The sequence below is a fragment of the Alcaligenes faecalis genome (assembly GCF_041521385.1).
In the GTDB taxonomy this organism is placed as follows: Bacteria; Pseudomonadota; Gammaproteobacteria; order Burkholderiales; family Burkholderiaceae_B; genus Alcaligenes; species Alcaligenes faecalis_E.
Genome location: NZ_CP168006.1, coordinates 797920 through 810545, shown reverse-complemented (window position 1 = coordinate 810545; position 12626 = coordinate 797920). Strand labels below are relative to the sequence as shown.

9 protein-coding genes are annotated in these 12626 nt (G+C 55.8%); 6 read left to right on the top strand and 3 right to left on the bottom strand.

Annotated elements, in window-relative coordinates; genetic code table 11:
• Positions 1 to 79 precede the first annotated feature (79 nt).
• Positions 80 to 535 (top strand): ferric iron uptake transcriptional regulator, encoded by a 456-nt coding sequence (fur, locus tag ACDI13_RS03865; RefSeq protein ID WP_316990546.1) that lies wholly within the window; start codon positions 80 to 82, stop codon positions 533 to 535.
• 179 nt (positions 536 to 714) lie between these two features.
• Here the strand turns inward: fur and recN are convergent, their stop codons facing one another.
• Both recN and ACDI13_RS03855 read right to left on the bottom strand, forming a co-directional pair.
• A complete protein-coding gene (recN, locus tag ACDI13_RS03860) occupies positions 715 to 2361 on the bottom strand; it encodes a DNA repair protein RecN (protein WP_316990545.1) in 1647 nt (548 codons plus the stop codon).
• A 6-nt stretch (positions 2362 to 2367) separates the two neighbouring features.
• Entirely contained in the window at positions 2368 to 3267 is a 900-nt protein-coding gene (locus ACDI13_RS03855; RefSeq protein WP_316990544.1) for an NAD kinase, read from the bottom strand.
• 127 nt (positions 3268 to 3394) lie between these two features.
• Here ACDI13_RS03855 and hrcA point away from each other — a divergent pair, with 127 nt between their 5' ends.
• The 5 genes from hrcA to dnaJ all read left to right on the top strand — a co-directional run bounded on the left by hrcA (position 3395) and on the right by dnaJ (position 9617).
• The gene (hrcA, locus tag ACDI13_RS03850) at positions 3395 to 4408 is read left to right on the top strand and encodes a heat-inducible transcriptional repressor HrcA (RefSeq protein WP_316990543.1); all 1014 of its coding nucleotides are present in this window, start codon (positions 3395 to 3397) and stop codon (positions 4406 to 4408) included.
• Positions 4409 to 4471: 63 nt separating this feature from the next.
• Complete coding sequence (gene hemH / locus ACDI13_RS03845) at positions 4472 to 5557, top strand: ferrochelatase (protein WP_316990542.1); 1086 nt, start codon at positions 4472 to 4474, stop codon at positions 5555 to 5557.
• A 116-nt stretch (positions 5558 to 5673) separates the two neighbouring features.
• Complete coding sequence (gene grpE, locus ACDI13_RS03840) at positions 5674 to 6264, top strand: nucleotide exchange factor GrpE (protein ID WP_316990541.1); 591 nt, start codon at positions 5674 to 5676, stop codon at positions 6262 to 6264.
• 188 nt (positions 6265 to 6452) lie between these two features.
• Complete coding sequence (gene dnaK / locus ACDI13_RS03835) at positions 6453 to 8381, top strand: molecular chaperone DnaK (RefSeq protein WP_372372730.1); 1929 nt, start codon at positions 6453 to 6455, stop codon at positions 8379 to 8381.
• Positions 8382 to 8483: 102 nt separating this feature from the next.
• The gene (gene dnaJ, locus ACDI13_RS03830; RefSeq protein WP_316989566.1) at positions 8484 to 9617 is read left to right on the top strand and encodes a molecular chaperone DnaJ; all 1134 of its coding nucleotides are present in this window, start codon (positions 8484 to 8486) and stop codon (positions 9615 to 9617) included.
• Between the two features lie 115 nt (positions 9618 to 9732).
• On the opposite strand, the gene ACDI13_RS03825 is transcribed toward dnaJ, so the two are convergent.
• On the bottom strand, positions 9733 to 12573 hold the full coding sequence (locus tag ACDI13_RS03825; RefSeq protein ID WP_316989565.1) for a pitrilysin family protein: 2841 nt from the start codon (positions 12571 to 12573) through the stop codon (positions 9733 to 9735).
• Positions 12574 to 12626 lie beyond the last annotated feature (53 nt).

Sequence of the window (12626 nt, the reverse complement as noted above, 5' to 3'; positions counted from 1 at the left end):
TTGAACCGCCTCAAGACGAGCTGGTTTTTAACCAGAACGGACTTGAGATCCATCCCCATCAAGATGCGATAATTTAGCCATGAACGATCAAAATGAACTGAAGAACATGGGGCTTAAGGCGACGTTCCCGCGCCTGAAGATTCTGGACATTTTTCGCCGCTCCGATCAGGACGGTCAACGACACCTGAGTGCTGAAGACGTTTACCGTCTACTCATTGCCGAAGAGGTCGATATTGGTTTGGCCACGGTATACCGTGTGTTGACTCAGTTTGAACAAGCCGGGATTCTGGTACGTAGCCAGTTTGACGGGGGCAAGGCCGTCTTTGAACTGAACGATGGTGATCACCATGATCACCTGATTTGCACCAACTGCGGCGCTGTGGAAGAGTTTACCGACAGCAATATCGAAGCCCGTCAGCATCAGGTCGCTCAAGACCACGGTTTTGTGCTGGAGAGCCACACGATGTTGCTTTACGGTATTTGCCCCAAGTGTTCGGAAGCGGGTAAGCAGGTCAAGCCCGGTTTGCGTAGTTAATCCGGTTGTTGCTGGCCCGTAGGTTCAGGATCTGACGATTGGGGGCAGGATCGCCAAGGGGGCATCCTGAAAATTCAAAGAACAGTCAGATCCGGGGTTGTAGGGCATCACAGCCGGATATAGAAAAACCACCAGTTGCCACAGGCACTGGTGGTTTGGTTTGTGTTTTAAACGTGTTGTTACTGCCGCGCCAGCATTTCCTGTGCATGTTCACGCGTGGTTTGTGTAATTTTCAGGCCACCTAGCATACGGGCAATCTCATCGACCCGTTCATCTTGCGTCAAGGGGCGGATCGAGGAAAAAGTCTGACCTTGCTCGGTTGTTTTCTCGACTTTCAGGTGATGGTTCCCACAGGCAGCCACTTGGGGAAGATGGGTCACGCACAAGACTTGGTGACGGGCCCCCAACTCTTGCAACAAACGCCCGACCACTTCGGCCACTGCGCCACCCACCCCGGTATCCACTTCATCAAAAATCAAGGTAGGTACACGAGCCGCTTGACTGGCGATAACAGACAGCGCCAGGGAAATTCGGGCTAATTCGCCGCCAGAGGCCACTTTGGCAAGCGGACGCGGTGTGACTCCTTCATGACCTGCAACCAGGAACTCTACTTGCTCGACGCCGTGGACTTGAGGGGCGCAAGCGGTCAGGGCGACCTCAAAACGACCGCCTTGCATGGCCATGGACTGCATGGCCTGGCTGACTTGTTTGCCAAGCTGCACACTGGTTTTGCGTCTTGCGGCGCTGAGTTTGCCGCTCAGTTCCTGATACTGTCTTTCCGCTTGTTGAGCCTTGGCTTGCAGGGCTTCCAAATCAAAAGATTGCTGCAACTGTGCAAGCTGTTCCTGCCAGGTCTCCAGCAGGCTGGGTAATTCCTCGGGTTCTACTTTCAATTTGCGGGCGGCGCTGAAAATGGCCGACACCCGCTCCTCTGCTTGAGCCAGGCGCTCCGGGTCCAGCTCCATATCGCTCAAGTAGCTGTTCAGGTCCGAAGCCGCTTCGGTGACGGCAATTTGTGCCGACTCCAGCGCATCCACAATCGCTTGCAGGCCTGGGTCATGGCGCAACAGGGCGTTCATTTCGTGGCTGGCCTTGCCCAGTAGTTGCTGTACCGAGGTTTCCTCGCCATCCAGAGCGGTCAGGGCCAGCGCACTGCCATCAATCAGGGCTTGAGCGTGCGACAGACGGGTATGTTCTTGTTGCAGTTGGTCCCACTCCCCAGCACGCAGATTCAGGCTGGAGAGCTCATTGATCTGCCATTCCAGGCGCTCCTGTTCGCGTTTGCCCTGTTCGGCACTTTGACTGGCTTGTTCGACGGCTTTGCGTGCCTGGCTCCATTGCTGCCAGGACTGCGCCACCTGGCGCGCCAGTGGCAAATGGCCGCCTTGGCTATCGAGTAAATCGTACTGGCTCTGAGGGTTCATCAGGCTTTGATGTGCGTGCTGCCCGTGAATATCCACGAGCAATTCGCCCAGCTCGCGCAACTGGGTCAAGGTGGCTGCGCTGCCGTTGATGTAGCTGCGGTTGCGCCCTTGCAGGTCAATCAGACGACGCAAGATCAGCTCGTCCGAGACATCAAAGTCACGCTCGCTGAGCCAGCTCTGAATGTCCGGTTCGCAATCGAAGTGTGCGCTGACTTCGGTGCGTGTGCAGCCTTCGCGTATGGCTTTGGCATCGCCGCGTGCCCCCAGAACCAGGGAGAGCGCGTCGATCAGGATGGATTTGCCAGCGCCGGTCTCCCCGGAAAAAACCGTGAAGCCGGTGTCGAAATCAATCGTGGCTTGATCCACGATGACAAAGTCTCGAACGTGCAGGGTACGGAGCATAGAGGTTTATTCGTTTTCGTCGTTAGGCAAAGGGATGTGATTCCAGCCCAGTTTTTGGCGCAGAGTGGAAAAAAAGCTGTAGCCCTTGGGATGGATAAAGCGAATGGTGTCCTGGGAGCGACGCACATCAATGCGGTCTCCCTGCTGACAGTCGGACCAGGTTTGCATGTCAAAGTGCACGCTGCCTCCTGATTCCACCCGGCTCAGCGCCGTAATGGTGAGGTTCAAGGTGCCTGTGTCGGGTAGCACGATGGGTCGGTTAGACAGGGTTTGCGGTGCCACAGGCACCAGCAAAAAGGCTTTCAGGGATGGGTGCAGCAAGGGGCCGCTGGCCGCCAGGGCATAGGCGGTCGAACCTGTGGGCGTGGAGATGATCAGGCCATCCGAACGCTGGCGGTACATGAATACGCCATCCAGTTCTACGCGCAGCTCGATCATGCCGCCACGGCCGGCGCGGTTGATGACCACATCGTTCAAGGCCACGCCTGAATACAGCACCTGCCCGTCACGCACGACGCGGCCTTCCAGCATGGAACGCTCTTCCACGTCGTACTCGCCTTTCAGAACGCTCAGCAAGGCTTCGTTGGCGTCATTCAAGGGAATGTCGGTAATAAAGCCCAGGCGACCATGGTTGATCCCGATCAGGGGGACTTTGCTGTGGGCTAATTCGCGAGCAGCGCCTATCATGGTGCCATCGCCGCCCATCACGATAGCCAGATCGGCACACTCGCCGATTTGGGCATAGTCGCCGATGGGAAATTCGGTAATACCGGCATTCTGGGCGGTTGTGGCCTCAAGCAACACCGAGCAACCAGTGTTGACCAGGGTGTTGGCCAGCGATCGGATGGGGGCATCCAAGCCAGAGTCCTGGTATCTGCCAACAATGGCAACCGTTTTGAAATGCATGGGGCGAAAACCTTAAGATTAATGAAATAATGGCGATCAGTGGATTATAGAGTTGCCACTCTAGGCTTGGCTGTAAGATTCTCCCCTTTATCATGCAGTGCTGGTGTTTTTAAGTGACGTACGCGACATGGATGACAGAGCAAATGCCTTGTTGAAGGTGCTGATCGAGCGTTACATCGCCGATGGTCAGCCGGTAGGGTCTCGTACCTTATCGACCGTTTTTGATTTTTCTCCGGCCACTATTCGTAATGTGATGGCCGAGCTGGAAGGCCTGGGACTGATTCACAGCCCGCACACCTCGGCGGGGCGTATTCCCACGCCCAAGGGTTACCGCTTGTTTGTGGACCGTCTGTTGGCGGCAGAGCGGTTCGAGCGGCCCGATGCCCGCAACCTTGGCCAGTATCTGCCTTTTGATGAACCTAACCGGGCAGTCAGTTCCGCCGCTGCCTTGTTGTCGAATCTGTCGCAGTTTGCCGGCGTGGTGCTGGCGCCCAAAAAAGCGCAGACCTTCCGGCAGATTGAGTTTATTCGCCTGTCGGACAAGCGGGTGTTGCTGATTATCGTCACACCAGACGGCGATGTGCAAAACCGTATTCTGTTTGTGCCGCGCGACTACCTGGAGCAGGAGTTGGTCGAGGCCAGCAACTTTTTCAATCAGCATTTTTCTGGCCTGTCGTTTGAGTCGGTCAAGTTGGCCTTGTCGCAGGAGCTTAGCTCTTTGCAGGCGGACATTTCGCGTCTGATGCAGCAAGCGGTGGATGTAGGCAGCCATCAGCCTGACAGCGAAGAGGCCGTGGTGATCGCTGGCGAGAGCAAGTTGCTGAACGTCTCGGAAATGGTGGCGGACATGGATCGTTTACGCCGTTTGTTTTCCCTGTTCGAGAAAAAAACCGATCTGCTGCACTTGCTGGATGTGTCCAGCCAGGCCGATGGTGTACAGATTTATATCGGTGGGGATTCGCAGCTTTTGCCGTTGGATGATGTGTCCGTGATTACCGCACCGTATGGCGTGGACGGCAAGGTGGTGGGCACGTTGGGTGTGATCGGGCCATCGCGGATGGCGTATGATCGTGTGATTCCTATCGTGGACATTACGGCACGGCTATTGTCCAATGCCTTGAGTCATCACTCTGCCAGTTAAGGGTTGAGCCTTCGGCTCATTGTTGAGCTCACGGTAACCTGGCTGTTTAACGTACTAATCATCATGCCCAAGTTGTTTGCTTCCCCTTATTTGCCCGAAGCGCAGGACGCCGATATGCTCAATGATCAGGCTCCGGTACGCGAGGCCGGGCCCATCGGTATTTTGCTGGTCAATCTGGGTACACCGGATCAGCCCGATGCGGCATCCATTCGACGTTATCTGGGCGAGTTTCTGTCCGATCCTCGGGTTATTGAGATTCCGCAGCCGGTCTGGCAGATTATTCTGCGTCTGTTCATCTTGCCGCGCCGTCCCAGCAAACTGGCGCCGCGTTACAAGGACATCTGGCTGCCGCAAGGTGCCCCCTTGCTGGTTTACAGTCAGGCGCAGGCAGATGGTCTGCAGGAGTTGCTGCAAGCGCAAGGCCACGATGTGAAGGTGGAGCTGGGCATGCGTTATGGCAACCCGTCCATTGCCAGTGGTCTGGATAAATTGAAAGCAGCGGGTTGCGAGCGGATTTTGAGTTTGCCCCTGTATCCGCAATATGCGGCCAGCACCACGGCCACTGCGGTTGACTGTGTCGCCGCGCATCTGGGCAAACAACGCAATCAGCCCGAGCTGCGTTTTCTCAAACGCTATCACACCCACCCGGATTACATTGGTCCTTTGGCGGCGCTGATTCGTCGTTATTGGGATGAACATGGCAAGCCAGAGCGTTTGTTGTTGAGTTTTCATGGTTTGCCACGCCGCTGCGTAGAGTTGGGTGACCCGTATTACCGCGATTGTCGTGAGACAGCCAACGCCTTGCGTGCGGCGCTTGATGAGCCTGCAGTAGAAGTGCATATGGCTTTTCAAAGCCGCTTTGGTGCGCAGCGTTGGCTGGAACCGTACACCGAGCCTACCTTGCGTGAGTGGGGCAAGCAGGGGGTAGGGCGTGTCGATGCCGTTTGCCCTGGTTTCCTGGCGGATTGCCTGGAAACCCTGGAGGAGATACAGGTGGAATGCCGTGATGCCTTTCTGGAAGAAGGTGGTCGTGAATTCCATTACATTCCTTGCCTGAATGACGACCCGCAATGGATTGAAGGTTTGGGTCGGCTGGCCGTGCAGCATTTGGGAGGCTGGTTGCCCAGTCGTCTGGTATCAGCCCGATAGCGACAAGGGAAGGTTTTTGCGGGCTGGGTCAGCAAAATACGAAAGCAGGTCTTGAACTGGGGGCAGATGCCCCCATTTTCATGCGATCAACGAATTCTGTAGTGGAGAACAATCGAATGGCTACACATGCCGATCCCAATAAGCCTCTGGACGGGGAAGTGACGGAAAACACGCCTGAGCAGGCGCAAGCGGGCACTGTCGAGCAAGACCAGCCAGAGATTTTGGCCCAGCAGCCCGAAGAAAGTTCGGCTGACCTGGCCACTGAATTGGCCCAGGCTCAGGAGAAAGTGTCGCAGTATTACGATCAGTTGCTGCGTGCCAAAGCTGAAGTGGAAAACATCCGTCGTCGTGCTGATGACGATGTTGCCAAAGCCCGTAAGTTCGGTACCGAGTCCTTTGCCGAAAGCCTGATTCCGGTGCGTGATAGCCTGGAAGCAGCCCTGGCCCAGAGCGAACAAAGCCCTGAAGCCTGGAAAGAAGGGGTGGAAACCACCTTGCGCCAACTGAACAAGGCTTTTGAGCGCAATAGCCTGAAAGAAGTGGCCCCGCAAGCCGGTGACAAGTTTGACCCGCATCTGCACCAGGCTATTTCGGCCGTGCCTTCGGAGTTTGAAGAGGGCGCGGTCGCCCAGTTGCTGCAAAAGGGTTACACCATTTCGGATCGTGTTTTGCGTCCTGCCTTGGTGATGGTGTCAGCTCCCAAGTGATAAAGGCCAGCCTGACTGTGCCGGCAGGTTTTTCAGGTTGAACGCGCTTTCAAGCGTCTTTTTCGGATTCCCTGTAGGCATAGTGAAAAAAATAGGGCTGTTGCTCTTGAAATGCACGCAGCGTTCCCCATATGCATTTCATCAAATAATTTGCTTTCGCAATCAATCTTTTAGTCAGGTAAAAAATCATGGGCAAAATCATTGGTATTGACCTTGGAACCACCAATAGCTGTGTATCGGTATTGGACGGCGACCAGGTTCGTATTATCGAAAATGCCGAAGGCGGTCGCACGACCCCTTCCATCGTGGCTTACATGCAGGATGGTGAAATCCTGGTTGGCGCTCCTGCCAAACGCCAGGCTGTGACCAACCCCGCCAACACCATCTTCGCGGTCAAGCGTTTGATCGGTCGTAAGTTCACGGAAAAGGCCGTTCAGACAGATATTGAACACGTGCCTTACACCATTGTTGCTGCCGATAACGGCGACGCATGGGTGGAAGCACAGGGCAAGAAGATGGCACCTCAGCAAGTGTCTGCCGACATCTTGCGCAAAATGAAGAAAACCGCCGAAGACTACCTGGGCGAAGAAGTAACCGAGGCCGTGATTACCGTGCCTGCTTACTTTAACGACAGCCAGCGTCAGGCAACGAAAGATGCAGGCCGCATTGCTGGTCTGGATGTCAAGCGCATCATCAACGAGCCAACCGCTGCGGCTTTGGCTTTCGGCCTGGACAAGGCTGAAAAAGGGGATCGCAAGATCGCGGTGTACGACTTGGGTGGCGGTACGTTTGACGTGTCCATCATCGAAATCGCTGACATCGACGGTGAAAAGCAGTTTGAAGTGCTCTCCACCAACGGCGATACCTTCCTGGGTGGTGAGGACTTTGACAAGCGCATCATCGACTACATCATCGACGAGTTCAAGAAAGAAAGCGGCGTTGATCTGTCCAAAGATGTGCTGGCCTTGCAGCGCCTGAAAGAGTCCGCTGAAAAAGCCAAGATCGAGCTGTCCTCTACGCAGCAGACCGAAATCAACCTGCCTTACATCACGGCAGACGCGTCCGGTCCTAAGCACTTGAACCTGAAGATCACTCGCTCCAAGCTGGAAGCGTTGGTCGAGGACTTGATCGAACGCACGATCGAGCCTTGCCGTGTTGCCATCAAGGATGCTGGCGTGAAGGTTTCGGAAATCGACGACGTGATCTTGGTTGGCGGTATGAGCCGTATGCCCAAGGTGCAAGAGCGCGTTAAAGAGTTCTTTGGCCGTGACCCACGTAAAGATATCAACCCGGACGAAGCTGTTGCCGCTGGTGCAGCCATTCAAGGTTCTGTCCTGTCGGGCGACCGTACTGACGTCTTGCTGCTGGACGTGACGCCTCTGTCCCTGGGTATTGAAACCCTGGGTGGCGTCATGACCAAGATGATCCAGAAGAACACCACGATTCCTACGCGTCACTCGCAAGTGTTCTCCACGGCTGACGATAACCAGCCTGCTGTGACCATCAAAGTATTCCAGGGCGAGCGTGAAATCGCTGCCGGTAACAAGGCTCTGGGCGAGTTCAATCTGGAAGGCATTCCACCGGCAGCACGTGGCCTGCCACAGATTGAAGTGACCTTCGACATCGACGCCAACGGTATTTTGCACGTGTCCGCCAAAGACAAGGGCACAGGCAAAGAGAACAAGATCACCATCAAGGCAAACTCCGGTTTGTCCGACGAGGAGATCGAGCGCATGGTGAAAGATGCCGAGGTCAACGCAGCAGAAGACCACCGCATCGCTGAGCTGGCCGTTGCTCGTAACCAGGCTGAGGCTTTGATTCACTCGACTCGCAAGTCCATGACGGACTACGGCGACAAGCTGGAAGCGGACGAGAAAGAAGCCATCGAGAAGGCCATCGCTGATCTGGAGGAAACGCTGAAAGAAGGCGATAAGGAAGCCATCGATGCCAAGGTGGAAGCGCTGGGTGTGGCCTCGCAGAAACTGGGCGAGAAGATGTACGCTGACATGCAGGCCCAGGCCGCAGCACAAGAAGGTGCTGAAGGTACGGCCCAGCAGCAGCCCGCCGACGAGAACGTGGTCGACGCTGACTTTAAAGAAGTCAAACGCGATCAGTAATTGAGAGCCTGATTCAGGTTCCCTGGCCCGATCTTTGGCGGCATACGCTGGAGATCGGGCATTATTATTCAAACAGCGGCGTTTGGACGTCGTTAATCAAACATGGCAAAACGCGACTTATACGAAATTCTCGGTGTGGCCAAAAATGCGACGCAGGATGAAATCCGCAAGGCGTATCGCAAGTTGGCCATGAAGTTCCACCCTGACCGTAATCCGGATAGCAAGGACGCCGAAGAAAAGTTCAAGGAAGCCAAGGAAGCGTACGAGATCCTGTCCGACGAACAGAAACGCGAAGCCTATGACCGCTATGGTCATGCCGGAGTCGACCCCAACGCTGGCATGGGCGGCATGGGTGGCGGCATGGGCGGAGCCGGATTTGCAGACGCCTTTGGCGATATTTTTGGCGAGATATTTGGTGGCAGTGGCGGACGCCGCGGCGGTGGCCCTCAGGTTTACCGTGGCGCGGATTTGCGCTATGCGCTGGATATCAGTCTGGAGCAGGCAGCAACTGGTTTTGATACTGAAATTCGCGTACCCAGCTGGGAAAACTGTGAAACCTGCTCGGGTTCGGGGGCTAAACCCGGTACGTCTGCGCAGACTTGCCGCACTTGCCAAGGCAGTGGCGCTGTCCGGATGCAGCAGGGTATTTTCAGCATGCAGCAAACCTGCCCGACCTGCCACGGTAGCGGCAAGGAAATTCCTGATCCCTGCGTGGTGTGCCACGGCGAAGGCAAGGTTAAAAAGACCAAGACCTTGCAGGTCAAGATCCCAGCCGGTATTGATGATGGCATGCGCATTCGCTCCAGCGGCAATGGCGAGCCTGGCGTTAACGGTGGTCCTGCCGGCGACTTGTATGTAGAAATTCGCATCAAGCCACACGGTATTTTCCAGCGTGATGGTGAGGACCTGCATTGCGAGCTGACCATCCCCTTTACCACGGCGGCCTTGGGGGGGGTAGTGGAAGTTCCTACCCTGACAGGGCGTGGTGAAATCACCATTCCTGAAGGCACTCAAGTGGGCAAGACATTCCGCTTGCGCGGTAAGGGCATCAAGGGCTTGCGCTCCAGCTACCCCGGTGACTTGTACTGCCACATTCAAATCGAGACGCCTGTGCGTCTGAACGAGGAGCAAAAGAAATTGCTACGCCAGTTTGAACAGGCCTTGAGCGATGGTGGTGTCAAGCACTCGCCCAAAAGCGAATCCTGGACGGACAAGGTGAAGGGCTTCTTTTCCTGAATGTTGGCACGGCTCCAGCAAGGAGTCGCTAAATAGGAAGTAAAAAGCCCGGTACAAGAGTACCGGGCTTTTTTACGCCTGTTCAAAGATCAGGCAAGCAGGGTTGTTGGTTTGATCAAGGTTGGGCATCCAGTGGCTCTGGAGCCGGTGCTGTAACCGGAGCCTGTTCTGCGGTTTCAGGCGTTGCTGCGGCTGCCCCTTGCTGTTGACGCTCATGGTCAGCGGCAATTGCCACGACCATTTCCTTGGGTTTCAGGTATTTACGCAAAGCTGCATTGACCTGTTCAGCGTTGAGCTTTTGCAGCTCCTGATCCATTTTCTCGGACCATTCAAAGCTGCGACCTAAATCCAGGTAGTTCAACCAGGCGCTGCTGACCACGGTGTCCTGGCTGCGGGACAAGCGACGATAATTCAGCAAGGCATTCACGCCTTCCTTGACCTCTTGCTCGCTAAAGCCATCTTTTAGTGCTTGCGTCAATACGTCGTCGATAGTCTTGCCCAGCGTTTCGCTATTGCTGGGGGCGTGGATGGCATAGACCGTCCACGAGCCATGGGGTTCATGGCTGGACGCCTCCACCTGACTACGTACGTTGTAGGACAAGCCATCTTCCACACGTACGCGATTCCACAAGCGCGAGGTTTCAGACAGGCCCAGCAAGTAGTTGGCCAAGTAGACAGCCGGGAAGTCCACATCGCTGTCTTGCAGTTTCAGGCCCAGATCCGCCAGATAAAAGGCGTTTGCTTTGTCTGGGGTGTTGATGTCAAAGACCTTGGGAGCCACAGTTTGCAGTGGATTGTCCGGACGTTGGTAGGTCGGGGCTTTGCGCCAACCTTGCAAACCATCGGCCAAAGCCTTGCGAACTTCTTCCTTGTCAAAGTCGCCCACGGCGCTAAAGGTGACATCGCCCGTACCGTAGAATTTTTGATGGAAGTCTCGTACTTGCTTGATGTTTACCGCCTGGACTCGCTCTATGCCTTCCTCAAAGCTGGGCGTGTAGCGAATGTCGTCTTTAGGCCAGGGGTTGGTATAGCGTTCAATTGCCTGGCTTGCCAGGGCTGCTGGCTCGGTACTGGCCGATTTCAGGCTGGTCACAACGGCTTGCTGATACTTCTTCAGCTCATCCTCGGGGAAGTTCGCGTCGCGCAGAACATCCAGCGCCAGCGCAATGGCCTTAGGTAGGTTCTCGCGGTTGGACGACAGGCTCAGGTACAAACGACCATTGGAGCCGCTGGTGCTGAACTGGGTTTGCATGGCGGTGAACTGATCGGAAATCTGTTCCCGGTTCAGTTTTTTGGTGCCGGTGCTCAGCAGGCTGGCGACAGCAGCCGCGGTAGCGGTTTGGTTCTTGAGTTGGTCAGGCGAGCCAAACTTGATGGACAAGCGAGCTTCCACGCGTTCAGCGCGTGTCTCCTTGGGCAGCAGAGCCATTTTTACTTCACCCAGATCCTTGCCCAAGGACAAGGGCTGCAGATCAGTGCGGGCCATGATGTTGGCAGGGCTGGGGTCAAAGGCTTCAACGGCTTTACCGCTGTCTTTGCCGGTGTAGTCCTGTACCAACTTGGCGACATCAACCGTGGTGGCTTCAGGGGCGCGTAGCGGCTTTTCCGTGGGGATGTATAAACCATTGCTGCGGTTGCTGGCGACCAGCCAGGTTTCCAGCGCCTTTTGAACTTGGGGCAGCTTGGCCGCTTCTACCCGGTCTCGTTGCAGGAAGAACAAACGCCAGTCGCCGCTGGCCGCCGCTTCAGATAGCGCGCTGGCCAGGCGGGAGGGATTGGCATAGGTTTGTGTCCAACCCGTCATCCATTGGCTGCGGATGCGCTCCAGGTCCGTTTCTTTCAGCGGGGATTTGGCCAGACCTTCCAGGGTGTCATTCATGACCTGCAAGGCTTTTTGCTGATCCATATCGGGTTTCAGCTCGGCACCAAACAGGGCGTAGCCTGGATCGTGGCTTTCGGAATCAAAGCTAAATACGCTGGTGGCCAGGTTTTTGTTCACCAGGTTCTTGTACAGTTGTCCGCTGGGGGTATCGCCCAAGGCACTGATACCCAGGCTCAAGTCCATGTACTCCGGGCTGGCTGCGCTGGGCAGGTGGTATAGCGACATGATCAGGGGCGTACCACCATGACGGCGCAAGGTCACCGTGCGGGTGCCGTCCTGTACAGGTTCTACCGTGTACTCAGGACGCAGCGTGCGAGTCGGCTTGGGGATGGAGCCAAAGGCTTTGGCAATGTTTTCCAGGGTTTGCTCGGTATCGAACTGCCCAGTTACAAACAGCACGGCATTATCAGGCTGATAGTAGTCGTGGTAGAACTTGCGAAGCTGTTCAATATCGACATTTTCGACGTCGGAGCGGGCGCCAATGGTGGTCTTGCCGTAGCTATGCCATTGGTAGGCGGCAGCGGTCAGTTTTTGCATCAGAACACGGAAAGGGCTGTTTTCACCGCTTTCCATTTCATTGCGTACCACGGGCATTTCCGCTTCCAGATCCTGCTTGTCGATCAAGGCGTTGACCATGACATCGGCTTGCCAGTCCAGATACCATTTCAGGGTTTCGGGATCTGCGGCAAAGCTGGCAAAGTAATTGGTACGGTCGCTGGAGGTGGTGCCATTGGCTTCCAGTCCTCGCTTGGAGAATTCCCCCAGTGCATTGCGCAGGGTCGGCGTGCCCCGAAACAGCATGTGTTCCAGCAGGTGGGCCATACCGGTTTGCCCGTAGTTCTCGTGTCGCGAGCCGACCAGGTACGTCATGTTGACGGTGGTCGTCGGTTTGGAATCGTCGGGGGCCAGCACAAGGCGCAAGCCATTGTCCAGCGTGTATTGAGTGACGCCTTCAACTGAGGGGCCTTGGGCCAGACCTGCGGGTAGGGCATAGGCTGCCAGCGAAGTGGACAGCAGCGCAGCCCCTGCAAGATGGCGCAGGCGCAGGGCGGCAATCAGTACAGAGAGTTTCATGAACACATCCTTACGGTTTTAGCGATGAAAAAGCCAGCCAGGCCGACCAGTGT

Coding starts and splice junctions, on each gene's coding strand:
- fur (WP_316990546.1), top strand. CDS start 80: ATGAACGATCAAAATGAACTGAAGAACATGGGGCTTAAGGCGACGTTC.
- hrcA (WP_316990543.1), top strand. CDS start 3,395: ATGGATGACAGAGCAAATGCCTTGTTGAAGGTGCTGATCGAGCGTTAC.
- grpE (WP_316990541.1), top strand. CDS start 5,674: ATGGCTACACATGCCGATCCCAATAAGCCTCTGGACGGGGAAGTGACG.
- ACDI13_RS03825 (WP_316989565.1), bottom strand. CDS start 12,573: ATGAAACTCTCTGTACTGATTGCCGCCCTGCGCCTGCGCCATCTTGCA.
- recN (WP_316990545.1), bottom strand. CDS start 2,361: ATGCTCCGTACCCTGCACGTTCGAGACTTTGTCATCGTGGATCAAGCC.
- dnaK (WP_372372730.1), top strand. CDS start 6,453: ATGGGCAAAATCATTGGTATTGACCTTGGAACCACCAATAGCTGTGTA.
- hemH (WP_316990542.1), top strand. CDS start 4,472: ATGCCCAAGTTGTTTGCTTCCCCTTATTTGCCCGAAGCGCAGGACGCC.
- dnaJ (WP_316989566.1), top strand. CDS start 8,484: ATGGCAAAACGCGACTTATACGAAATTCTCGGTGTGGCCAAAAATGCG.
- ACDI13_RS03855 (WP_316990544.1), bottom strand. CDS start 3,267: ATGCATTTCAAAACGGTTGCCATTGTTGGCAGATACCAGGACTCTGGC.